Annotated in this window: 16 protein-coding genes and 1 pseudogene; 9 read left to right on the top strand and 8 right to left on the bottom strand. The window is 41.5% G+C overall.

The features are described from left to right. Window positions 1-111 precede the first annotated feature (111 nt). Window positions 112-285 (top strand): PA1571 family protein, encoded by a 174-nt coding sequence (locus tag QTA56_RS16300; RefSeq protein WP_004681609.1) that lies wholly within the window; start codon window positions 112-114, stop codon window positions 283-285. Window positions 286-321: 36 nt separating this feature from the next. Here the strand turns inward: QTA56_RS16300 and QTA56_RS16295 are convergent, their stop codons facing one another. After that, a complete protein-coding gene (locus QTA56_RS16295; protein WP_267982041.1) occupies window positions 322-1,707 on the bottom strand; it encodes a WS/DGAT/MGAT family O-acyltransferase in 1,386 nt (461 codons plus the stop codon). Between the two features lie 466 nt (window positions 1,708-2,173). Further along, window positions 2,174-2,905, bottom strand: a complete 732-nt coding sequence (locus tag QTA56_RS16290; protein ID WP_267982040.1) for a phosphoadenylyl-sulfate reductase — start codon at window positions 2,903-2,905, stop codon at window positions 2,174-2,176. Between the two features lie 171 nt (window positions 2,906-3,076). On the opposite strand from QTA56_RS16290, the gene thrH reads away from it, so the two are divergent. Continuing rightward, window positions 3,077-3,694, top strand: coding sequence for a bifunctional phosphoserine phosphatase/homoserine phosphotransferase ThrH (thrH, locus tag QTA56_RS16285; RefSeq protein ID WP_267982039.1), 618 nt, complete (start codon window positions 3,077-3,079; stop codon window positions 3,692-3,694). Window positions 3,695-3,783: 89 nt separating this feature from the next. Here thrH and QTA56_RS16280 read toward each other — a convergent pair whose 3' ends face one another. From QTA56_RS16280 to QTA56_RS16270, 3 genes are all read right to left on the bottom strand, one after another. Then, the gene (locus QTA56_RS16280; RefSeq protein WP_267982038.1) at window positions 3,784-5,013 is read right to left on the bottom strand and encodes an OmpP1/FadL family transporter; all 1,230 of its coding nucleotides are present in this window, start codon (window positions 5,011-5,013) and stop codon (window positions 3,784-3,786) included. A gap of 284 nt (window positions 5,014-5,297) precedes the next feature. Then, entirely contained in the window at window positions 5,298-6,914 is a 1,617-nt protein-coding gene (locus QTA56_RS16275; RefSeq protein WP_267982037.1) for a long-chain fatty acid transporter, read from the bottom strand. Window positions 6,915-7,399: 485 nt separating this feature from the next. Next, the gene (locus QTA56_RS16270) at window positions 7,400-8,860 is read right to left on the bottom strand and encodes a coniferyl aldehyde dehydrogenase (protein ID WP_267982036.1); all 1,461 of its coding nucleotides are present in this window, start codon (window positions 8,858-8,860) and stop codon (window positions 7,400-7,402) included. Window positions 8,861-9,564: 704 nt separating this feature from the next. On the opposite strand from QTA56_RS16270, the gene QTA56_RS16265 reads away from it, so the two are divergent. From QTA56_RS16265 to QTA56_RS16240, 6 genes are all read left to right on the top strand, one after another. Next, window positions 9,565-10,902 carry a CitMHS family transporter gene (locus QTA56_RS16265; protein ID WP_267982035.1) on the top strand — a complete coding sequence of 446 codons (1,338 nt, stop codon included), beginning with the start codon at window positions 9,565-9,567 and terminating at the stop codon, window positions 10,900-10,902. 143 nt (window positions 10,903-11,045) lie between these two features. Further along, entirely contained in the window at window positions 11,046-12,155 is a 1,110-nt protein-coding gene (locus QTA56_RS16260) for a porin (protein WP_267982034.1), read from the top strand. A 208-nt stretch (window positions 12,156-12,363) separates the two neighbouring features. Further along, window positions 12,364-12,924 (top strand): phosphatase PAP2 family protein, encoded by a 561-nt coding sequence (locus QTA56_RS16255; protein WP_267982033.1) that lies wholly within the window; start codon window positions 12,364-12,366, stop codon window positions 12,922-12,924. A gap of 275 nt (window positions 12,925-13,199) precedes the next feature. Then, window positions 13,200-14,009, top strand: a complete 810-nt coding sequence (locus QTA56_RS16250) for a formate/nitrite transporter family protein (RefSeq protein WP_267982032.1) — start codon at window positions 13,200-13,202, stop codon at window positions 14,007-14,009. Window positions 14,010-14,334: 325 nt separating this feature from the next. Then, complete coding sequence (locus QTA56_RS16245; RefSeq protein ID WP_267982031.1) at window positions 14,335-16,068, top strand: bifunctional protein-serine/threonine kinase/phosphatase; 1,734 nt, start codon at window positions 14,335-14,337, stop codon at window positions 16,066-16,068. Window positions 16,069-16,265: 197 nt separating this feature from the next. Next, window positions 16,266-16,775 (top strand): DUF1543 domain-containing protein, encoded by a 510-nt coding sequence (locus QTA56_RS16240; RefSeq protein WP_267982030.1) that lies wholly within the window; start codon window positions 16,266-16,268, stop codon window positions 16,773-16,775. A gap of 61 nt (window positions 16,776-16,836) precedes the next feature. Here QTA56_RS16240 and QTA56_RS16235 read toward each other — a convergent pair whose 3' ends face one another. Continuing rightward, complete coding sequence (locus QTA56_RS16235) at window positions 16,837-21,510, bottom strand: molybdopterin-dependent oxidoreductase (protein ID WP_267982029.1); 4,674 nt, start codon at window positions 21,508-21,510, stop codon at window positions 16,837-16,839. 685 nt (window positions 21,511-22,195) lie between these two features. On the opposite strand from QTA56_RS16235, the gene modA reads away from it, so the two are divergent. Next, the gene (gene modA / locus QTA56_RS16230) at window positions 22,196-22,918 is read left to right on the top strand and encodes a molybdate ABC transporter substrate-binding protein (RefSeq protein ID WP_267982105.1); all 723 of its coding nucleotides are present in this window, start codon (window positions 22,196-22,198) and stop codon (window positions 22,916-22,918) included. A 445-nt stretch (window positions 22,919-23,363) separates the two neighbouring features. On the opposite strand, the gene QTA56_RS16225 is transcribed toward modA, so the two are convergent. Both QTA56_RS16225 and QTA56_RS16220 read right to left on the bottom strand, forming a co-directional pair. Continuing rightward, window positions 23,364-23,555: a hypothetical protein gene (locus QTA56_RS16225; RefSeq protein WP_267982028.1), complete on the bottom strand. Its 192-nt coding sequence runs from the start codon at window positions 23,553-23,555 to the stop codon at window positions 23,364-23,366. Window positions 23,556-23,761: 206 nt separating this feature from the next. Next, window positions 23,762-23,871: pseudogene (locus tag QTA56_RS16220) on the bottom strand (IS982 family transposase); the annotation flags it as partial.

Genomic DNA, 23,871 nt, shown 5'->3' with positions numbered 1-23,871 from the left:
CCTTGTTACAACTGAAATTTTACTTTCGATCACAAATTTTAAATACTAGAACAATAAAATGAGCCATAGGCACTATTGGGTGTCTTAGCAAAATATAAGAGGTATATAACTATGAATGTCAGTGAAAGATTAGTGAATCACGGTTTTAAGCATGTTTTGGACAGTAACCCTGTAAATACGTGCTATATGGTTGATAGCCAAGGTAAAGAGGTCCAGATTACCACGGCCATGATCCGTTCCGCCTGTCATCAGCTTTTACAACGTTGTCGTGCAATTAAAAAATAAGGGGCTATGTAAAGCCCCTTAATTTTTTCTGCGAACTTAATTCGCAACTTTCTGTTCTGGCAGGTCCTGAATCGCCTGTTCAAAACGCTGAATCTCTTCCTCCAAATGGGTTAGAAGATTTTGCATCTTAGGCAATGCATTACGACACGCAAGTAAGCCAACTTCCAGTTTGTCCAGATAACTGGTCATGGTGATGTTGAGTGCCTGACCGTCCATCACGATGGAAGCAGGGTAAAGTGCATCAAGTTTTGCACCATTCCAGTATAAAGGTTCGCGTGGGCCTGGAACATTTGAAATCACAAGGTTAAATGCCTGACGTTTTGGGAGCATTCCTGATGCGATATTTAAACCTGCTGGTCCATATACCACCGCACTATAGTTCAGGATTTCATTTGCAGTCATGCGGCTAAAACGCTGTTTTGAGTTCTGCACGCTACGGCGAATAATCTCTAAACGTTCAATCGGGTCTGCAATGTGGGTCGCAAGGTTAGCCAGAATCATGGTGATACGGTTGCTGACATCAGAATCATCAGTACGTAAAGAAGCAGGCACCATCGCAATTAAAGGTTTTTTCGGCAGGCTGTCATGGCTGATCAAATAGTCACGTAATGCACCAGAACATACCGCCAATACCACATCATTAAGGGTAACGCCCAGTGTTTTGGCAATACGGCGGAAACGTTCCAGCTCAAAAGACTGTGCAGCAAAACGACGGGAAGAGCTGACACGTTGGTTTAAAATTGACGGTGGGGCCTGAAATGTTGACACATAGTCAGGGTTCTTACCAATTTCCTTAAACAGCGTTTGTGAAAGTTCCTGCATCACTTTAGGCGCAACTTCACACTGGGATTTTATGGTATCCAGAACTCCCCTGATTTTACTGACAGCAGGGGCTTTAGGTGCTTTCAAGCGTTTAGTTCGCTTTCCTTCAACGCACCATAATGGTACGACATGCTTTTCATTTGGATCTTTGGAAAGTGATTTCTCAATCAGGCGCATACCTGCAACACCATCCACCATCGCATGATGGATCTTGAAGTACATGGCAAAGCGGTTGCCTTCAATTCCCTCAATAATGTCGCAGGTCCATAACGGTTTGGCACGGTCAATCAGTGAGCTATGCTGTTGTGAAATATAAACCAGCAATTCACGGATACGGCCTGGGTTTGGCAAGGCAATATGGCGGAAATGGTGGTCAATATCGAACTCTTCATCCTCTCCCCAAAACAGCCCATTGAGCTGGTTGTTGAATGGTGGAACAGGAATACTTTTTGATTGGCGGATATCTTGAACCAGGTCATGAACGAAAGTAGGCGATGCATTTTCTGGAATCTCAAATAAAAACAAGCCACCTACATGCATAGGTTGCTGTCTTTTCTCTAAGGAAAGAAAAATGAAATCGATTGGGTGTAATGGGCGCATAGCAGATATAGCCTCTCATTGCATTTTTTATAAGATACTTGTAGGGTCTGATGACGTTTCAACCATGCCTTGCGTTATAGGCTAAAACCACACAAACGAGGCATGAAATGCAGGCAATGGCGATACCCTTGTCAAGTTTCATAACGAAGTTTGGGGCAGTTTTAGCCATAACCCTGCGGGACAGGGACATTTTTTGCCGCTACTGCGTTATGCCTTATTTATTTAGAATAGCTAAATCTCATAAGTCATGCCTTGTACCGTCTAAAAAATGTCCTCTGTCGCAATGAGAGCTGAAAGCTCGCAAGGTGAAATGTCAGCAGACCCTATAATTCTTATTAGAATTATTGAACCGTTGTGTGAAGTATATACGGTTTGTTCTGGTTAAAATATGACTTTGTACACAGTAGTCAGAAAAAATAAAACCACTGATGAATCAGTGGCTTTTATATACCAAATCTGTTATAGCTTATTTTTTAAGATTGCCCGCATGCAAGCCACATTCCTTATGGGTTGCCTCTTCCCACCACCAGCGGCCTTCACGCTCATGCTGGTTTGGCAGCACTGGGCGGGTACATGGTTCACAGCCAATTGAAATAAATCCACGTTCATGCAGTGGGTTGTATGGAATCTCCATCATGCGGATGTAGCTCCATACGTCCGCGCTGCTCCAGTTGGCAAGCGGATTGTATTTAATCAGTTGTTTACCCTCACCAGAGAAACCGACATCGGCCTGAACCACGGGAACATCACTGCGGGTTGGACTCTGGTCCTTACGTTGCCCTGTAATCCAGCCATCTAAAGTGGCAAGTTTCTTACGCAAAGGCTGCACTTTTCGAACACCACAACATTCCTGATGCCCATCTTCAAAAAAGCTAAACAACCCTTTTTCATTAACCAGTTGTTGTACTGCTGCGGATTCAGGGAAGCAGATTTCAATATTGATATTATAGTGCTTACGGACCGTTTCAATAAATTGATAGGTTTCCGCATGCAAACGACCTGTATCCAGACTAAACACGCGAAAGGGTTTGCCAAGACGTGAGGCAATATCAATCAGCACAACATCTTCCGCACCCGAAAATGAAATTGCAATCTCACCTTGCTGGCTAAGTGCGAGTTCTAAAATTTCTCGTGGCGATTTGTCTGCGTATTCAGCAGCGAGCGCATCTACAAGGTCAATAGTAGGAATAACAGTCATGAATGTTCCTGGCGATAGGCTTGGGCACAATTGTAAATCATTATAAGCAAAGCTGTTGGCCTGCTTGTGGTTTTAATCTTGCAGAATAAAACCGTTTTATTCAACAACAGCGCAAAATTGAAAATGTTAATGGTATGATACAGCAATTTTTAACCAACATTGGAAGCATTCATGGAAATCGTCTGCCTAGATCTTGAAGGGGTTTTGGTTCCAGAAATCTGGATTAATTTTGCAAAGAAAACTGGCATTAAAGAACTCGAGGCAACAACTCGTGATATTCCAGATTACGATGTATTAATGACCCAGCGTTTAAACATCCTTAAACAACATGGTTTGGGTTTAAATGATATTCAGGACGTTATTGCAGACATGGGGCCTTTTGAGGGTGCAAGAGAATTTGTTGAATGGGTGCGCACTCATTTTCAACTGATTATTTTATCTGATACATTCTATGAATTTGCCCATCCATTGATGAAGCAGTTAGGCTGGCCAACAATTTTCTGTCATAAGCTTGAGACAGATGAAAATGGCATGATTACTGCCTATAAACTGCGTCAACCAGATCAAAAGCGTCAAGCTGTAAAAGCACTACATGGTTTGAATTTCCGCGTGATTGCTGCTGGTGATTCCTACAACGACACAACCATGTTGGGTGAGGCTGATCACGGTTTCCTGTTTGATGCGCCAGAAAATGTGATTGCTGAATTTCCACAGTTTCCACCACTGCATGGTTATGAAGCATTAAAGCAGGCGATTCGTTCAGTATCTCAGCGTAATATTCCAGAATAAACCTGAGATTTTCTGTTTTTAATTTTAATAACAGAAAACTGGATAAAACAAAGGGCACATCATGTACCCTTTGTTTTGATCGGTCAAAATTAGAATTTATAACCAATTTTTAAACCGTACGCGATTGCATCATTATTTTTAAAGTCAGCCACATAACCTGGTGTGTTGAACTGAGAGCCTGACTGGGCTTTTGCATCACCTAACCAGAAGTATTTCACTCCACCAGCGATGAAAGTTGCTGGAGTAGGGCTATATTGAACACCCAGGCCAAGGTTCCAGTAACCTTCCGTTGGACCAAGTGTAGTCACAGGATTACCTGCACCAGAGTCCCAGCCCACAGAGACATTGCCCGCCCATTGATCATTCAGTTTACGGCCCACACCCGTGGTAATTGAATATTGATCGTCAGTATAGGCTACAAGGTCAAAACCATCTTTCTTCCCTGTTGAGGCAACAATAGGAGGGAGAATGGAGGCTGCGCCAAATTTATAAGGACGAATAGCGAAATCTTTCCAGTTCACCCAGCGTAGGTTCGCAAATGCAACCGTGTCTGCCATAATGCCCGTCTGGAAATCGAGGTTGATCGATTGTGGTGTGGTGATGTCTGTTTCACCCTGAGAATTATTAATATTATTTAGGAGTGCATCGAATCCAGCATTACCTGTCAGACCCGCAATAGCATGCTTTTCATAGGCATTCATTTCATGCTTGATTTTTGCACGGTATGTCAGTGAGGTTTTTAAGGCAATTTCAGGAATTTGATAGGCAACACCTGCTAGCCAGCCTACAGCTTCATCTCGGCCTGTCTTGAAGTCATAGCCACTGTAGGCACTGTAGCTTGCACCACGTAGTAATACGTTGGCATCCAGTGTTTGATAAACAGCACCTGCATACAGGTTCCAGTTTTGGGTGGGTTGATAACCGAAAAGTAGGTTTAAATTTTCAGTTTTTACTGTAACTGATGTACCACCTTTAAATGGGACAGGGCGGTTTTCGATAAAGTTACTTTTGCCTGTATATTCAGCATCAGCACCATAAGGCTGATCATAAATAAGACCAATAGACAAATGTTCTGTTGCCTGAATCTTTAATGCGGCGTTGGGTGAATAATAATGTTTTGCCATGTCACCCGTATTATTGTTTGAAATGTCCTGACCAGAAACATTTGGATCAAGAACAGAGATACCCGCTTCAAAATAATTGTTAGGCTGTAAAAAAGGTGCGATTGACTGACCAGAACGATCTAAAGCTGCGGCAAAAGCTGAAGTAGTGGGAACTAAGCTAAGTAAAAGCGCCTTTTGAATAGCATGAAGCTTCATGGATGGTTTCTCTCATATCACTTTGTAACAAGAATGGCGCGAAAATTAACATAATTTTTGCTCACCAAAATATTTTTACAAATGTCCATAAATGAACTGATAAAGTCATGAAAACTACTTGAGTTATATGTACCTATATTCATTGTTTGGTAAAGCTGTGTGAGATAAAGAGTATTTCCATGAATGGAATTTAAATGCTTAAATGTTATTTTGATCATTAAGTTGAAAAACGTTTGCGAAAAAAAAGACCATCATAAGACGGTCTTTTTTTTCATAAAAACTGATTAGAAACGGTAACCAATTTTCAAGCCATAAGCGATTGCATTGTTATCTTCAAACGATGCGATATATCGATCTTCACCCGCCTGAGCACCTGTTTGAGCCTTGGCATCACCCAACCAGAAATATTTCACGCCACCCGCAATAAAGGTTGCTGGAGTAGGACTGTATTGAACACCAAGACCAAGGTTCCAGTAACCTTCTGTTGGACCTAGAGTGGTGATCGGGTTGCCTGCACCAGAATCCCAGCCTACAGAAACGTTACCTGCCCATTGTTCGTTAAGCTTGCGTCCAACACCCGCGTTGACTGACCATTGGTCATCAGAATATTCAACTAGGTTGAAACCATTTGGACGGCTAACCGCAGGACCAACTTCTTTAGAGAATAGACCAAACTGATACGGTTGAATAGCGAAGTCTTTCCAGTTTACCCAGCGTACGTTGGCAAAGGCAACGGTGTTTGCCATGATCCCTGTCTGGAAATCCAGGTTGACTGATTGAGGGGTGGTAATGGTTGTGTCTTTATTGTTGTCATCACGAATTGCTTTGGCACGGGCCAAACCTGCTTCTGGTGTTGGATACAACAAAGAAAGGGCATCTAATGCAGAAATATTTTCCTTAATGTTTACATCATGGTCGATTTCTGAACGGTAGGTGATTGATGCCTTTAATGCAATTTCAGGAATTTGGTAAGCCGCACCAACCAACCAGCCTGCACCGCCAGTTTCCTTGATATGTGCATCATAACCATTAAAAACGCTATAGGCTGTACCGCGTAAGCTAACATCGCCCTTGATGGTTTGATACACACCACCTGCAAACAGGTTAATGTTTTTAATTGGCTGGAAACCAAAGACGAAAGCAATGTTCTGGCTGTCAACTTCGACGTTAGTTCCACCTTGACCTGGTAATAATTTATTTACCCCTGCAATAGCCCCTTTAACCTGTGCGGTCACATTGCTTGTTACATTGGTTTTTACTTGAGTCGCTACTGCTGGGTCAATAATCTGTTTTAATGTCGGACCGCCAGCAACAGGTGCAATATTGTTATCATACATTTGCTGAGCCAAAGTGGTATTTCCACCTAGGCTAGTATTTGCAAATTGTTGAATTGCCTGGGTTGTACCTGCTGCCTGTAATGCACGTATCTGTTGTTGTTGGGCTGCCAATGGATGACCAGCAGGTAAAGTGTCACCTAGTAGTGCATTCACTGTCCCATTGATTTTGTCAGTCGCCATTGCATCTAAACGAGCTTGTGGTAGAACCTTGTCATCTGCACTACCTACGAAAACGTTTTGACCTGAGTAAGCAGCTTTTGCACCAAATGGCTGGTCATAAAGCAAGCCAAATGAAAACTGGTCAGTAACCTGTAATTTTAAGGCAGCGCTTGGAAAATAATAGTCATCAGCCATATCACCAATATCACGGTGTGGTTGAAGCGATTCGCCAGCTTCTTTGCCTTTTACTGTTGGATCTAGAACCGAAATACCAGCTTCAAAATAATTTCCTGGTTGGAAAAAAGCAGACATTGACTGACCTGAACGATCCAATGCTGCTGCAAAAGCTCCAGTTGCAGGTAGCGTCGCTAAGATCATGGCAGTGCTAAGATATTTTAATTTCATTTTAAATCTTTCCTTGAACTTCAAGATTCTAAGTATTGACGAAGCTATGATTGGCTATAACTTCATGTAACAAAAATACCATAATTAAAATAAGAGTAAATGTTCTAAATGAACTAGTCAGTACGATTGATTACATGAAATTGGACAAAAAAAATGCTATAAAATTTAATATACATCTGTGTTTTTATTAATAATGTGATGAAAAATATAAACTATTACTTTAAGATGGTAAGGTCAATTTTTTGCATTTTTACTAAAAAAAAATTTTGTAAGGTCAAGGATTTTTTGTAAAAACTAGGATTTTTATTGATGTTTCAGCTTTTTAAAAATAGAAATCTGAAGTGATTTTTAAATGAATAGTTAAATTTTAAATACTAAATAAAATTTAGGGACAATTTTTACTTATAAAATTTATCTGGGTGATGGGTAGAAAATACATGGATGTTAAAATCCATGTATTTTCGAGTGCGTCTGCAAAATAACTTTTATTTTAGGTTTGGATCACCCTGTTTTAGGAAGAAGCGTAAGGCAAGTTTTTGTACCCAGGTGCCATAAGGTGGGTAGAACAATTGGGTCGGGAAGAAGCGGTGACGAATAAAGACGGTTTTGGCATGTGAAAGTTCACGGAAACCCTCTTCACCATGATAGGTTCCCATTCCCGAATTTCCAATACCACCAAAAGGTGCATCATGGTTCACCACATGCCAGCCCCAGTCATTGATGGTCACACCGCCAGAATGGGTGTTTTTCAGGATATGGTCACGTTCATTGGCATCATGCGTAAAGCAATACAGTGCCAATGGTCGTTCGCCCGCCTTAATAAAATTGATCGCATCGTCCAGTGTGTCATAGGCCACGATCGGTAAGATTGGGCCAAACAGTTCTTCTTTCATAATCCGCATCTGTGGCGTACAGTTCAGCACAATATGCACAGGCATGCGGCGGGCATCCTGCTCAGGATTATATTCACCACAGGCAATAATTTGAGCGCCGTTTTGTTTTGCATCTTCCAGTATTTCCTGAAGACGTTGCAAATGACGATCATTGACGATAGAGGTGTAATTTGTGTTGTTGCTGATATTGTTGCCATACATGGCGGCGAAATTGGATTTGCATTCTTCTACAAATTCATCAATTTTCTCTTTTGGAACCAGTGCGTAGTCTGGCGCAACACAAATTTGACCGCAGTTGGTTGCCTTGCCATGCAGAACTCGTTTAGCAGCATCGGCTAAAGGATAATGACGACTGACCAAGGCGGGGGACTTTCCGCCAAGCTCAAGGGTAACTGGGGTTAGGTTTTCTGCCGCCGCACGCATGACCACACGCCCAATTGCAGGAGAGCCTGTAAAGACAATATGGTTAAATGGTAATGAGGTAAATTGTGCTGGGTCAGTAATTTCCTCGCCAAACACGGCAACTTCATCCTCTTTGAAAATTTCACCCAGCATGCGCTTTACCACGGCATTGGTGGCAGGAGTCACTTCTGGCAGTTTGATCATCACTCGATTACCTGCGGCAAGCGCTGCAACCAATGGACCTAGTGCCAGATAAACGGGAAAATTCCAGGGTACAACCACACCCACCAAACCTTTGGGCTGATATTGCACACGTAAACGATTGGATAAAAACAGTAATTCGGTACTGCGCTTGCTTGGACGCATCCAGCGGCGTAGGTGGCGTATGGCATGTTCAGCTTCCAGAACTGAACCAAGTAAGTCCAGCAGTTTGGATTCATCTATGGACCGTGAACTAAAGTCCGTGTTGATGGCTGCCGCGATGACGTCTTGATAACGGATAATTTGTTTTTTGAGTTTAAATAACTTGGTGCGTCTTGATTCTAGGTCGGGATAAGGCTCAGCATCGAAATTTGCCCGTTGTTGGCTAAAGATCAGTTGCATCTGTTCAGTGGCGGAACTTTCATCGTTCTGTAGGTTTGAAAATTTCATTGTTGCACTTTCCATATTTTTTTGTTGGGCAAATCTTTTGTTTACGAGTTAATGTTAAAACGAGTCAATAAGCAATGATTGAATGATTATATTTCAGTTGTCCCAAACAGTCTGTAGATAGCGCATCAAAATTACATGGAATTTAAGGCTAGAGATAGGTGAAAAATCCAGAATTCGATCCGTTATAACAGAGGGAATTCTATAATTGTTTGAAAAATAAAGTTTATAGGATTTAACTAAAATAATATTTCTATTTAAATATCCATAAATATATAGCTAAAAATAATATCCAGATAATGTGTTTTTATTATAAGAAAATATTTAAGTGATATTCCTAGTTTTTAATAAAGTTAAATTTATATGTTGCTGAAAAAATCATATATAAGTTGATTTTGATGAGTAAATAATCATACTTGTGCTTAATTTATAACCTTATAGGGGATGAATATGAAACATTTTTATCTTAAATAGGTATTATTTATATATTTTATTTTGATGCATAGTCATGGTGTCTCATTTAGTATTTTGAAAATTTATTAAAAATCAAATAATTGATGGTATAGGTATTTATTTTATTTTTCATGTGAATGATTGGCGTGTCAGTATAATTAAATTAAATGGGGTGTTCAGCACTACATCGCATAGAATCTGGCGTGGTTTAGGAAATCAACCACAATAATTTATTATGCTAAGGATTGCTTAAAATGCTTACTTTTTTAGGTATAAGCATGATCTTGTGCTTTATGTATTTGATCATGTCAAAACGTCTTAGTGCATTAGTTGCATTAATTTTAATCCCATTCCTGTTTGCGATTATCGCCTGGGGATTAGGTTTTTACTTCGAAAGTTTAAGTCATATTCACTTGGTTGACCTTGGCAATAATATGCTGGAGGGAATCAAGAAGCTTGCTCCAACAGGTGTGATGCTTCTTTTTGCAATCCTGTATTTTGCAATCATGATTGACTCGGGCCTGTTTGACCCATCCGTTCGGTGGATTCTGAAAAAGGTAAAGGGAGATCCATTAAAGATCACCTTGGGAACGGTGTTTTTAACCTTTTTGGTGTCACTGGATGGTGATGGCTCAACCACTTACATGATTTGTGTGGCGGCAATGATGCCGTTGTATAAGCGTGTGGGGATGAATCCACTGATCATGACCTGCCTGATGCTGTTGTGTAGTGGTGTAATGAACCTCACCCCGTGGGGCGGGCCTACAGCACGTGCAGCCAGCGCACTTCAGGTGGATGCAAGTGAAGTGTTTATTCCTATGATTCCATCCATGATTATTGCTGCGGCATGGCTATTCTTTCTTGCCTATCTTTATGGCATGTATGAACGTAAGCGTCTAGGCATTGTTGAGCTGATCGATATTAGCCATGCTGAAAACATTTCTATTTCAAAGGATGTTGAGGCCCAGCGTCCGCATTTACGCTGGTTTAATGCAATTCTCACTTTAGTCCTGATGGCATGTTTGGTGAAAGGCTTTTTACCCATGTCCATTTTATTTATGCTGGGTTTCTGTATCGCGCTGGTCGTGAATTATCCATGTGTCAATATGCAGAAAAAGCGTATCGCTACCCATGCGGACAGCGTGCTGGCAGTGGTTGGAGTTATTTTTGCTGCGGGTGTGTTTACGGGTATTTTGTCTGGAACGGGCATGGTGGAGGCAATGTCCAAGGAATTCGTAGCCCTGATTCCAACCAGCATGGGACCCTATATGGCGCCGATTACGGGGCTATTGAGCATGCCATTGACATTCTTTATGTCGAATGATGCCTTTTATTTTGGTGTTTTACCGATTCTTGCCGAGGCAGCTTCCCATTACGGCATCAGTCCTGTTGAGGTTGCGCGTGCCTCTATTATTGGTCAGCCGATTCACCTGCTGTCGCCATTGGTGCCCTCGACTTATCTGTTATGTGGTTTGGCATCGGTTGAATTGGCAGATCATCAGAAATTTACCTTAAAGTGGGCGTTTATTACCTGTTGTGTATTGATGGGTAGTGCCTTGGTCTTTGGTGTGTTTCCGTTTTACCACATATAAAACATAGATCCATCATGATGCTTTTATAGACCTAAGCATATAAAAGCATTTTCTTTTAATTATTCCAGATTGAACTGTTCATTTTCGTTTTTAGCAAACGGAATAGGGATGTTTTGACTTTTTATACGGTTAGGAAAAACAAAGTGAAGATAAAAATTGCCTTTGCAACAATGTTGAGTATTATGGCGAGTTCAACGTTCGCAGCTCCAAAGATTTATGGCGAGATTGATGCAAGTTTAGATTATTTACCTGAAAACAATGCGCATGTGGCGGATCGTGATGTATGGAAAGTGAGTAGCAATAGTTCCTTTCTGGGCATCAAGGGGGAGGAAAGGTTAACTAAAAACCTCAGTGCCATTTATTTGGCAGAATGGGCATTTTATGCGGATGGAGATAAAACGGACTGGTCGCAACGTAATCGTTTTGTGGGATTAAAGGATGAACGTTTTGGGGTCATCAAAATTGGTAAACATAATACGCCATTAAAAGAATTGTCGAGCCCAGTAGACAGCTTCAACAACTATATTGGCAACAAGGCCGATGTAACAGGAATCATGACGGGTGAAAACCGTGTCAACAATGTCGTTGTGTATGACTCTCCTGAAATTGAGCTGAAAGGTGGCAACTTGGAAACCAGTGTCTTGCTTGCAACAGGAGAGGGTGGTCAAATTAAGGATGATGGCCGTGGTGGAGTGAATACCGCTGGTGGAGGTCTGGGCGATGCATGGTCTGCTTCGCTGAGTTATGCCCATCCATTGTTTCTTGTCGGCATTGCCTATGATAAGGCGATACCCAGTGATTTTTTAGGCCATGGATTACTGAACGCCAAAGATACTGAAACCCAGGTTGATGAGGTTTTTGCAGCAGCCAATACACTACGTTTGATTGGTCGTTTAACCCCAGTAGAGGGCTTGGCCCTAAAAACCTTATACCAAACTTCTAAGGTTGCAGATCAGCAGGGCAATGATGATGCTGCGGTCAATATTGATGATTCGCAGGGCTGGCTGATTGGGGCTGAATATAAATTCCCTCATCAATCAAAATGGGTTGTGAAAGCGCAATATAGTGAAAACTCCACTAGTTTTAAAAACGGAGAAGCGGATTTTGAGGCCAGACAGTTGCTTATAGGCAGCGATTATTCATTTAGCAAACAGGTGAAAGCCTATGCTTATGCAGGCTACTCAACTTTTGAACAGGAAAGTGCCGAAGACAAGCAACCTGTGGTCGGAAGCGGTTTGGAATTTAAATTCTAAAGATCAAGAAAATCTGAATAAATAGGGTAAATTTACCCTATTTATTTGTGGTTATCAGAACATAAGCTTAGGAGGATTTCAAAAAGAAACTGGACTGAAACTTTAGGTAAAATAATCAGAAAGTATTATAGAAATTAATAAATTTTTCATCTTTATCCTGTATATTGTGCGCATTCATCTATTATGGATAATCTGGATAGAAACGGAAATGATTTTTAAAGATTTGAATATTTTTTTATTTCACTGTATTAACTCTTTCGCTAAAGAATATCCATTTTTAGATAAAATAGTCATTTTTTTAGCGGATGACCTAAATACGGTTTTTATTAGTTTTCTCCTGTTTTTAGTTGCCATTCAATGGAAAACCTATAGCCTTATATTTGTAAAGACATTGGTTATCGTTTTATTTTCATTAATTTTAAGTGATGTCGTTGAATTCTTTTATCATCATCCGCGACCGTTTCAAATTGGTTTAGGGGATAAACTGATTGGACATGGAGCAACGTCTTCATTTCCAAGTCAGCATACCTTGACTGTCGTGATCATTGGCTTTTCATATTGGTTTGCAGGCTTTAAAAAGATTGGAATGGTTGGCTTGGCACTCAGTCTGGTTGTCGGACTATCAAGAGTTTTTGTGGGTGTGCATTTTCCATTTGATGTGGCTGGCTCGTTTATCATTGGTTTTATGCTGGTCATCACAACCAATTATGCCTTAAAAGAGTTGGCCTCAAGAATAAGAAGAATCAATCCAGTGGGGATGATGGATTGATTCTTATAAATTAAAAAAACGGAGCAATTGAATAGCTCTGTTTTTTTAACTGGTTAAATATCAAGTCCAAGAATAGAGTTGATATTCTTAAAAGAATAAGAATGTTTAAGTTTTTATATTAATTTTTGGCATGGTATTTGCTTTTTAATACTCAGATACAGGCAAAGATGCCTATTTCATAAATCACTGATGTTGTATAGGCAAAGGGGCCTAAAGCTGAAACATGCTTTAGGTCTTTTTTATAAGAATTTTTTAGGAAGCAAGGGGGATTGTTTATGTCGTATATTGCGCCATCTGAGTTTGCAGTCAAGGTTGTCGATGCAGGTGAATCAAAATTGCATATGGCAACACGAGATGTGGTCATTCGGGCCTATATGGCAGGGGCGATTTTAGCGATTGCTGCCGTATTCGCAGTCACCATCGGGATTCAAACGGGTGTGCCTTTAATTGGTGCATTATTGTTTCCTGTTGGTTTTTGTATGCTGTATTTACTGGGATATGACTTATTAACAGGCGTTTTTGTGTTAACACCACTGGCATGGATTGACAAGCGCCCAGGCGTGACCATTCCAAGAATCCTGAAACATTGGGGTTTGGTATTTTTAGGCAATTTCGCGGGTGCATTAACCGTTGCCGTGTTGATGGCAGTCGTCTATACCTATGGGTTCTCTACTGAGCCGAATGAAATTGGTAATAAAATTGCGCATATCGGTGAAAATCGAACCATTGGTTATAAAGAATATGGCTTTGGTGGCTGGATGACGATTTTTATTCGCGGCATGCTGTGTAACTGGATGGTTTCACTCGGGGTGATTGGCGCGATGATCTCAACTTCGGTGAGTGGTAAATTCATTGCCATGTGGATGCCTGTGATGCTGTTTTTTGCTATGGGCTTTGAACATTCAGTGGTGAATATGTTCCTGTTCCCATTCGCCATGATGATGGGTGGTGATTTTTCAATTATGGATTATTTCCTGTGGAATGAAATTCCAGTCGCATTGGGTAATTTAGTGGGTGGTTTGGCTTTGACTGGTCTTGCTTTATATACCACGCATGTAAAAACAGCGCCAAAGCGCACATTTTAAATTTTTAAAATATAAATCATGTTTAGGTTTTTAGCTTATCGAAATGCATTTAGATGAAAGCGGAGTCTTGCCGAGTTCTCATCAAGTTTTAGGATATGCCTTTGGCAAGTTACTTTGGTTTCGCCCAAAGTAACCAAAGGCATTGTCATCCGCAAAACCTGTTCACTTTTTGCATTTATTTAATGTTATTGCAAAGACATTACTTTGTTTATACCCCGCAGGTTGCGGATGACGTTTCCGCGTATCATATTCCAGATGAGATGTTTGGATACAGATGATCTGGTATTGAGTTTCATGAGGATTACCTCTAAATACTGAGATAAAAATGACACAACAATTACAAGTTGAACTGGGGCAGTATTCTCATCAAGGTCGTAAAAAGCTCAATCAAGATTTCTATGCCGCAACTTTACCGCAAAACTATCTATTGCAGCATAAGGGAATGGCATTTGCCTTGGCGGATGGCATTAGCAGCAGTAACGTTAGTCATATTGCCAGTCAAACCGCAGTCACGGGACTGCTATCAGACTACTTTTCCACACCTGAAACATGGACAGTCAAAACTTCGGTGGAACGCGTGCTGACTGCAATCAATAGCTGGCTTTATGCGCAGACTCAACAGAGCCAATATCGTTTTGACAAAGATCGTGGTTATGTCTGTACCTTGAGTGCCATGGTGCTGAAAGGGCAGATTGCCCATTTATTTCATGTCGGCGACAGTCGAATTTATCGGCTGCAATCGGGTCAATTGGAACAACTGACTACAGATCATCGGATTTGGTTATCATCACAAGAAAGCTATTTAAGCCGAGCCTTGGGTGTCAATGCCAAGGTAGAGATTGATTATCAAAACTATGCCCTATATGAGGGCGATATTTTTATTTTGATGACCGATGGGGTGTATGAATATTGTCCACAAGCGCAACTGATTCAGTTTTTAACTCAAACAAATACCAGTTTAGATCAAATTGCTCAGCACATTGTGGAACATGCCTATCAGCAGGGCAGTGCCGACAACCTGACCATTCAGATTATTCAAGTGCAAAAACTGCCTCAAATTGAAGCACAGGATATTCTGCCTGAATATGCACAATTGGCTTTTGTACCAGCGTTAAACGTGCCGATGCAATTTGATGGTTATCAACTGCTTCGGGAAATCCATGCCAGCCACCGTAGTATTTTATATTTGGCGCATGAAATAGATCAGCAACAGTTACTGGTAATCAAAGTGCCTGCCTCTGAGGTGCAACATGACCCTTATTTAGCAGAACAGTTTTTACTGGAAGAATGGATTGCCAAGCGGATTCATAGTCCTCATGTATTGAGCGCCTATCCTCAAACCCGACCAAGACATTATATTTACCATACCATGCACTATATTGAGGGACAGACCTTAAAGCAATGGATGCTTGATCAGCAACAACAGATTACACTGGATCAAGTGCGTCAAATTATTGCGCAGGTTGCCAAGGGTTTACAGGCAATGCATCGACTGGAAATGTTGCATCAGGATATTCGCCCAGAAAATATTATGCTGGATCGCTTTGGAACGGTAAAAATCATTGATTTTGGGGCTTGTCGTGTTGCAGGCATTCGTGAAATGAAACGGGAAATACAGGATGCTGCCTTGGGAACGCTAGCCTATATGGCACCTGAATATTTTTTACTGGAAGCTGTGTCAACCCGATCAGACCAATATTCGCTTGCCGTATTGACTTATTATTTATTGACTGGGGATTTACCTTACCAGACCAATATTGCCAAGTGTAAATCCAGAAAGGATTTGAGAAAGCTGCATTATTTTTCGGTCTTTGAGTATCGAAAAGATATTCCAGTCTGGGTTGATCTAGCTTTGGAAAAGGCGGTTCAGCCTGATCCCGAACAGCGTTATGCTGACATTTCAGAATTTATTTATGATCTAAATTATCCAAATCCGCAATTCATCCAGCCACAGCGAAAATCATTTGCAGACAAGAACCCTATTTTATTTTGGAAAACGGTATCCGCAATCTTGTTATTATTGCTTTTGGGACTGTTTTCCCTGTTACATGGCAATTAGTTGTTTTTATCAGTTTTTCATAATGCCAATTTCTATTCTTTACTCTCAGTACTCAGCATAAAAGATTAAAATAGCGTTCTCGAGTATCATATTTCATCAAGGATTTTATCTCGAACTCAGATTAAAATATTGTATATTATTTTACCTTATGGTTAATTTAACTCATTGAATCATGTTTTCTGTTTTTGGATATTGAAATGAAATCATTGTATCTGGTACTACTGGGTGGCAAGCATGAACAAGCCAATGTTGAGGTACATGATGTCATCCCTGTGATTTGCAGTGATCTAACAGAAGCTTATCCCTATCTAAAGCAACAATGGTTTGGCAAGTCACAAGGACTGCATATTGACGGATGGTTGAAAATTCAGGGGACGATCTACCACGATCAATCTTACCAACTTGTCATCAGTCAGGAGGCATCGCCCTCTGAACTCAAACCCTATTTAATTAATCTAGGCGCTTATCTTCCCACTGAGTTTGGCGAAACCTATAAGTACTTGGTGGTTGCAGGCAAAGACAAGGCAGATGCCAAGGCACAGGGAAAATTGGCAATCGAAAAGCATTGGTTTAAACCACATACCGATGCTGTCATTGATTTGGATGATTGTCTGGAAATAGCATCTATCGAGCAACATTACCTGTCATTTGTGCAAGGTGAATTTCTAGAAAATCCATTTATGAATGACTACATCATTCTCCCTTAGAACATTAGATCAGTTAGGGTTAAGCGAATCGGTGGTTCCACTTTTTGCAAATGAATGGGGGTTAATATACATCGCGTAAATAACGTTTATCACGGCTCATACTGGCGACATATTCACTGGCTTGCTCTGCCGACTGATTGCCATGTTGTACAATGATTTCTTTTAGTGCAGCATCCACATCTTTTGCCATACGGCTGGCATCACCGCAGATGCAGAAGTATGCGCCTTGTTCCAGCCATTGCCATAACTCCGCACCATGCTCACGCATCCGATCCTGCACATAGATTTTCTGTTCCTGATCACGCGAAAAGGCAAGGTCTAAACGGGTTAACACACCATCTTGCTGGAATTTTGTCAGTTCATCCTGATAGTAAAAATCGGTAGTGGATTTTTGCTCGCCAAAGAATAACCAGTTTTTACTTGGTTGATCTAAAGCCTGACGTTCCTGTAAAAAGCCACGGAAAGGGGCAATGCCTGTACCTGGCCCAACCATGATCAAGGGAATGTCTGCATCGGCAGGTGGATGGAACGATGCTGATTTTTGTACAAAAATTCCAATCTGACCTTGCTCGGCACGATCAGCCAAAAAGGTTGAGGATACTCCTTTTCGCGCATTGCCCTGATAATCATAACGCACTGCGGAAACCGTAAGATGGATTTGGGTAGGGTAGGCTTTCGGACTGGATGCGATTGAATATAGTCGTGGTTGTAGTTTAGCCAGAATACTGATGAGTCCACTAACCGACAGTTTGACTGGAAATTCATATAAAACGTCAACCAGTTGTTTACCCCATAGCCATTTTTTCAGTTCATTTTTATCTGGATAATCCAGCAAGTCCTGTAGCTTTTGATAAGCACCTTTGGTCGCAATCAGTTTTAGCGCATTGAGTTGTGGTTTGGCAATTTCAAAGCGTTCGGTCAGGGCTTGACGCAATGTCATGCCTTTTAAATCCACCATCGAAACAGGGCTATCCCCATCCAGTTTGGTGACGCTGAGTAGTTCATTGACCAGTTCAGGGCAATTTTTTGCCCAGACTCCGAGTGCATCACCTGCTTCATAACTGATTCCTGAGTCCTCAATATCAAAGGCAAACAGGCGAATATCCTTGTTAGAGTGCTCATGATTCAGGCGTACATTTTGCAGCAGACGAGACTGAAACGGACTGGCTTTGCTTGGTGCAGTCAGGTCTGGCTTCTGGGGTTTAAGCGGTGAGGGTTTAGCCTTGATTTTGGCCGATTCCGCTAGTTTGCCAAGAACAGTACCTAACCATTGTTCCGCTTTTTCCTGAAAATCGGTAGCGCAGTCAATACGGTCAAAAATCCGTGATGCGCCCAGTTCTGCCAGTTTTTGATCGAGTTTTTTACCATGACCGCAGAATTGGTCATAGTTCGGATCACCCAACGCCAGCACACTATAATTCAGGTGATCCAGTTTAATGTCTGCTTTACTGCTTAAGTCATTCCAGAAATTTTGCCCATTATCAGGCGCATCACCATCGCCAAAAGTACTGCTGATACAGAGTAAGTTTTGGGTTTTATTTAATTCAGTGATAGAGAAACTGTTCATTTCCTGAACATTAACCTGACAACCCGCTTGTTTGATTTTCTCAGCAAATGATTCCGCCAGTGTTTCACTATTGCCCGTTTGTGATGCCCAGAGCAAGGTGACTTCAGGCGGTGCTTCCTGTTCTGTATCAGTGGATGCGCTATTGAGTTTTGCCAGAATGCTATTCAGCCATTGTTCGGCTTTTTCCTCAAAGTCGGTGTCGCAGTCACTACGTGCCAATATTGGGTTGGCACCCAGCGCTGCCAGCTTTTCATCCAGACGTTTGCCATGACCACAGAACTGGTCGTAGTTTGGGTCACCCAATGCCAATACACTGTATTTCACGTGGTTGAGTTTAATCTCTTTACTATTCAGATCATTCCAGAAGTTCTGTCCATTATCAGGCGCATCGCCATCGCCAAAGGTACTACTGATACACAGCAGATGATCAGTTTTTTCCAGTTGATCGACGCTAAAGTTTGACATCTCCTGAAAATTGACCTCATAACCAGCGTGCTTGATTTTTTGGACGAAATTTTCTGCCAGTGTTTCACTATTGCCTGTTTGTGAAGCCCAGATTAGGGTGACTTTCGGTTTTGCGGGTTCAGTGCTTTGAGGCAAGCTGAGCGCGCTTGTATCTGAACTGGTCAATGCTGGGGTTGCATGATTCGATGTAGCGTAGTCCAGTGGTGCGCGTACATATAAGCCTGCCAGCAGACCATTCAGCCAGAGCTTGCCCTGTTCTGAAATCGGAGCATTGGGTGGCAAGGTTGGCAGATGACCTGACTGCGAAGGGAGGTTTTGCAACGCTGCCATAAAACCTGTCAGATAAATCTTTTCAGCATCATTGAGCGGTGGTGTGCTGATTGTCTCAATACCCGTCATTTGGGCGAAAATATTGATCTGTGACATCTCTGTACCTTGTGCGATTTCAGGTATTGCAATGGAGTTTGCTGGTGTGGATTGATCTTGCGGAATCGGTTTTTGCTGGTTCAATGCATCTGCAAAGAGGAGTGTTTCTGTTGCAGCAACAGGTGCTAACGACACCGCACAGATCTTAAATTCAGGCTGTTGCGAGATTGGGTCGATGGCATCGTTGGTCACGGCATTGATCGCTAAATCTTCACCAAAAAAATCATTCCAGTGGAAAGGGGCAAAGCAGTTGCCTGCCAAAACGCGATCAGTGATTACCGCTGGTAAAACAGCCTTACCACGACGTGAACGGATTTCGATAGGTTGTTTATCCTTAATGTTCAGGTTGGCCGCATCTTCAGGATGAATCTCAATAAAAGGTCCTGAATTGAGCTTATTCAGCATGGCAATCTTGCCTGTTTTGGTCATGGTATGCCATTGATGCTGCAAGCGACCTGTATTGAGGACAAAGGGGAAATCAGTGTCGGGCATCTCCGCAGGGTCTAAATGCGGGCGTGCAAAGAACACGCCTTTGGCCCGTTCAGTTGGGAAAATTAAACGCGGCTTGGGTTTATTTTCCTCTGCTTCAAGCAGGTATTGGCTGACCCCATCATTTAAATAACGAATTGGATGACGGTCATCGGCTCCCTGTGGGGTATCTAGCGGTGGGCAAGGCCATTGCAGGGGTGTTTCCCTCAGTCGTGCATGGCTGGCACCGCGTAAGTCATAACCTGTTTTAGGGTTGGAACAACGACAGATTCCATCAAACACGTCGGATGCTGAGCTATAGGTAAAGGCATGGGCATAGCCCATTTCACAGGCAATACGGCTAATGATTTGCCAGTCAGGTAAGGCCTCCCCAGGTGGGTCAATTGCCTTTTGCATCAGGGTCATGTTGCGTTCAGAATTGATCATCACGCCTTCTGCTTCTGCCCAGAGTGCGCCTGGTAACATAATGTCGGCATACTTATTGGTCTCAGTATCCAGAAAAGCATCCTGAGTAATCACCAACTCGGCTTTTTCCAAACCCTCAATGACAATACTACGGTTGGCAACCGTCGCGACAGGATTGGTACAGATAATCCAGCAAGCTTTAATCGCTCCCGCTTTCATCTGCTCAAACATATCAATGGTGCCTTTGCCCAGATGAGTGGTCAGGGTGCCTTTGGGCACTTGCCACAATTCTTCAATAAAATCCCGATCTTTTTCAATCAATACAGAACGTTGTCCAGGGAGGCCAGGTCCCATATAACCCATTTCACGCCCACCCATGGCATTCGGTTGACCTGTGAGGGAGAATGGACCACTGCCCAGACGGCAGATTTTGCCTGTTGCCAGATGCAGGTTACAGATGGCATTGGTATTCCACGTGCCATGAGTACTCTGATTGAGACCCATGGTCCAGCAGGTCATAAACTCTTGGGCTTCACCCATCCATTGTGCGGCCTGACGAATCTTAGCCTCATCAATCCCTGTTTTTTCAGCGACATATTCAGGAGGATAATCTTCCAGAAAAGCAGGCATTTGTTCCCAGCCCTCGGTGTAATCCTGAATAAATTCATGGTCGAGATGGTTATTCTTCCAGAGTAAATGCAGTAAACCATTGAGCAGGATCAAATCAGTTCCAGGCTTGATCTGCATAAATAGATGGGCTTTATCGGCGGTGGCATTACGGCGTGGGTCAACCACAATCAGTTTTGCCCCTGCCTTGACCCGATCCATCAGGCGCAGAAACAGAATCGGGTGGCAGTCTGCCATATTGGCACCGATGACAAAAAATACATCGGCGTGATCAAAATCCTTGTATGAACCAGGAGGGCCATCAGCACCTAAAGACAGTTTATAGCCACTGCCTGCACTCGCCATACATAGGCGTGAGTTGGATTCAATATTATTGGTACCGACAAAACCCTTGGCCAGTTTATTGATCAGGTATTGAGCTTCAATCGACATTTGCCCAGAAACGTAGAATGACACCGCATTCGGTCCATCACGATCGATAATTTGACGAAAACGCTTAGCGGTTTCAGTAATGACGCTATCCATCGAGCTTGCAACACGTTCTTCCTGACGTTGCTTGCGGATATAGGCTTTTTCCATGCGCCCAGAATTGCGTAAGGCTTTATCAGCCGACGAGCCTTTGGTACATAAACGTCCAAAGTTGGTCGGATGTTGCTTGTCACCTGCAAGTTTCACCACCTGACCATTTTCAACCTGCAAAATCATGCCGCAGCCTACACCACAGTAGGGACAGACAGTTTTGATTGATTCAGCCATGATCATTACCTTTATTTCAACATTGCGAATGAACATTTGAAATGAGTGTCTTCATTTCACCCATTCAAATAAACGCAAGCAGGCATCGTTGGCTGCATGGAGATGCATATCTTTAATAGCACTATAAAGTCAGCAAAAAATGTGCCATTGAATTTAAGTTGTTGTTATCAAAATATTTAATTGGATTGGCATGTCAATTGCTTAAGTTGGGCTGAAATAACAATGTGAGTTATTTCTTTGTAGAGCACAGACAAAGACGTCTATGACCAGTCATTTAAACAATGAAAGGCATAGACGTTTTTGTTTTTAATTTGATGTTTTTTATCGCTATATTCTTAAAAATATAGCGTAAAGTATGGATACCCAAGCCTACTGAAGCAGAGAGGAAAACATAGAGGTGCAGTGATTTTCATCGCTGTATCGTTGCTTGGAGTATGGATAAATTGCACCAAAAAAGCGTTGTACTGCTCATCCTGCACTAAAACTGGCGCAAGATGTTGTCCACTTCAAGATAATGTGCATCAGGAAAGGGCAGAGCCAAGACATTTAAAAATGAATGATGTTCAAAATTATGCGACCTAGCGATATATTCATAAAAATATATCGAATTAAATGAAAGGATAAAATCATGCAAATCAACTTTAGAAAAAATGGGCTATTACTGGCACTTTTTAGTGGCAGTCTGATGCTGAGTGTCAACGCTTTAGCGGCAGATGCCGTGACGGTTTATGCTGCTGCCAGCTTAACCAATGCCATTAATGACCTTGACGCAATTTATGAGCAGAAAAACAAGGTTGAAGTTAAAACTTCTTATGCGGGTTCTTCAACCTTGGCCAAACAGATTGAAGCAGGCGCGCCAGCCGATGTGTTTATTTCTGCCGATGTACAGTGGATGGATTATTTACAGAATAAACAACTGGTTGCAGAGGGTGATCGGATTAACTTGTTGGGCAATCGTCTGGTATTGATTACGCCTAAAGACCGTCCGATTAAAATTAAAATGGATCAGAAATTTGACCCAAGCAAAGTGGTGCAGGGCAAACTTTGTACAGGGGATACTAAAAGCGTTCCTGTCGGTAAATATGCCAAACAGGCTTTAACTTCACTTGGTTGGTGGGAAAAGGTTGAACCACGTTTGGTGGAGACCGAAGATGTCCGTGCAGCACTGAACTTTGTGGCCCGTGGCGAGTGTCAGGTGGGAATTGTTTATGCAACGGATGCCGCAATTAGCAAGGATGTCGTGGTGGCAGGGGTATTCCCTGAAAATACCCATCCGCCGATTATTTATCCTGTCGGCTTGACCAAGAAAAATCCGAATGCAGTGAAATTCTATCAATTCCTACAAAGTGGTCAGGCAAAAACCGTATTTAAAAAATATGGGTTTAGTGTGTTGTCTGTCAATAAATAGGTTGTCTATTCTGAAATTGATTTAGGGTTTTAATAATGGTGCACCCTGTGGGAATCGAATTCGTTATTTATAACATTGAATTTATTAATGCGGTAATGAGGTGTTACCGCATTATTTACCTTAAAAGTATATGTACTATTTATATGATTACCCTGTTTTTGCTTATTTAAAGAATTTAATGAAATGATAGCACATAGAACAAAGATTTTTTATCCGTCTAGTAAAAGGAGTTCGTAGGGTCTTAAGTCACTTTTTTCATGATGTATAGATTCGAAATCTTTCTTTTAATCTCATTAAACTATTCAAATCTAGTGTCAGATAGCATGTCATTAAGATAATCATGCTTACATCGAGGTTGGTTATCTAGCTATTGGTAAGTATTTTTAAACAATAATCGCATTTATAGAAATTTATTTTGTTTGATCGATCTAGTGTAAAAACATTTCTAGCCTTTAATTGATTCATCTGAGTTTGTAGTGAGTATAGAAATAGTATCTATATTATTGTTTTGAATTCCTGATTCTGCTTGTGCGATTTCAACTGTTAAAGTCATTATAAAAGCTAAATCTTCAGTTGGAGAAATGGTTATTTTTTCAACATCTGACAGCGTACTAAATTTACGTTCTTTATGCACCATCCCAATGGCTTCATTGGCTAGGACATTACTGTTTTGACAAAACAGTCTATCAGTATTATCTATTCTTAAGTTGGTTGTGATGAAGATTTATTGATGGATTAATGCCATTATTTACAGGAATAAGTATGAATATTTCATGGATTATTAGTTTTAAAGCTTGGAATAATATAATTTTTAATTTAAACTAATTATAACCCGAATCTTGTTTAAGCCGATATTTCCATAATACGAATCATCGGCTTGTTTTGATGACATATTTGATAAGCACATAAAGATGCATAAATACCAGCTAAATAGCCTGCAACACTTCTCGCTC

The sequence above is a fragment of the Acinetobacter thutiue genome, from assembly GCF_030385805.1.
Taxonomy (GTDB): domain Bacteria; phylum Pseudomonadota; class Gammaproteobacteria; order Pseudomonadales; family Moraxellaceae; genus Acinetobacter; species Acinetobacter corruptisaponis.
The sequence above is the reverse complement of the archived record's forward strand: the minus strand, read 5'-3'. Positions and strand labels throughout refer to the sequence as shown.

Bases quoted from the DNA above. Each gene is read 5' to 3' on its own strand.
- QTA56_RS16300 (WP_004681609.1), top strand. From the start codon at position 112: ATGAATGTCAGTGAAAGATTAGTGAATCACGGTTTTAAGCATGTTTTG.
- QTA56_RS16295 (WP_267982041.1), bottom strand. From the start codon at position 1,707: ATGCGCCCATTACACCCAATCGATTTCATTTTTCTTTCCTTAGAGAAA.
- QTA56_RS16290 (WP_267982040.1), bottom strand. From the start codon at position 2,905: ATGACTGTTATTCCTACTATTGACCTTGTAGATGCGCTCGCTGCTGAA.
- thrH (WP_267982039.1), top strand. From the start codon at position 3,077: ATGGAAATCGTCTGCCTAGATCTTGAAGGGGTTTTGGTTCCAGAAATC.
- QTA56_RS16280 (WP_267982038.1), bottom strand. From the start codon at position 5,013: ATGAAGCTTCATGCTATTCAAAAGGCGCTTTTACTTAGCTTAGTTCCC.
- QTA56_RS16275 (WP_267982037.1), bottom strand. From the start codon at position 6,914: ATGAAATTAAAATATCTTAGCACTGCCATGATCTTAGCGACGCTACCT.
- QTA56_RS16270 (WP_267982036.1), bottom strand. From the start codon at position 8,860: ATGAAATTTTCAAACCTACAGAACGATGAAAGTTCCGCCACTGAACAG.
- QTA56_RS16265 (WP_267982035.1), top strand. From the start codon at position 9,565: ATGCTTACTTTTTTAGGTATAAGCATGATCTTGTGCTTTATGTATTTG.
- QTA56_RS16255 (WP_267982033.1), top strand. From the start codon at position 12,364: ATGATTTTTAAAGATTTGAATATTTTTTTATTTCACTGTATTAACTCT.
- QTA56_RS16250 (WP_267982032.1), top strand. From the start codon at position 13,200: ATGTCGTATATTGCGCCATCTGAGTTTGCAGTCAAGGTTGTCGATGCA.
- QTA56_RS16245 (WP_267982031.1), top strand. From the start codon at position 14,335: ATGACACAACAATTACAAGTTGAACTGGGGCAGTATTCTCATCAAGGT.
- QTA56_RS16240 (WP_267982030.1), top strand. From the start codon at position 16,266: ATGAAATCATTGTATCTGGTACTACTGGGTGGCAAGCATGAACAAGCC.
- QTA56_RS16235 (WP_267982029.1), bottom strand. From the start codon at position 21,510: ATGGCTGAATCAATCAAAACTGTCTGTCCCTACTGTGGTGTAGGCTGC.
- modA (WP_267982105.1), top strand. From the start codon at position 22,196: ATGCTGAGTGTCAACGCTTTAGCGGCAGATGCCGTGACGGTTTATGCT.
- QTA56_RS16225 (WP_267982028.1), bottom strand. From the start codon at position 23,555: ATGGTGCATAAAGAACGTAAATTTAGTACGCTGTCAGATGTTGAAAAA.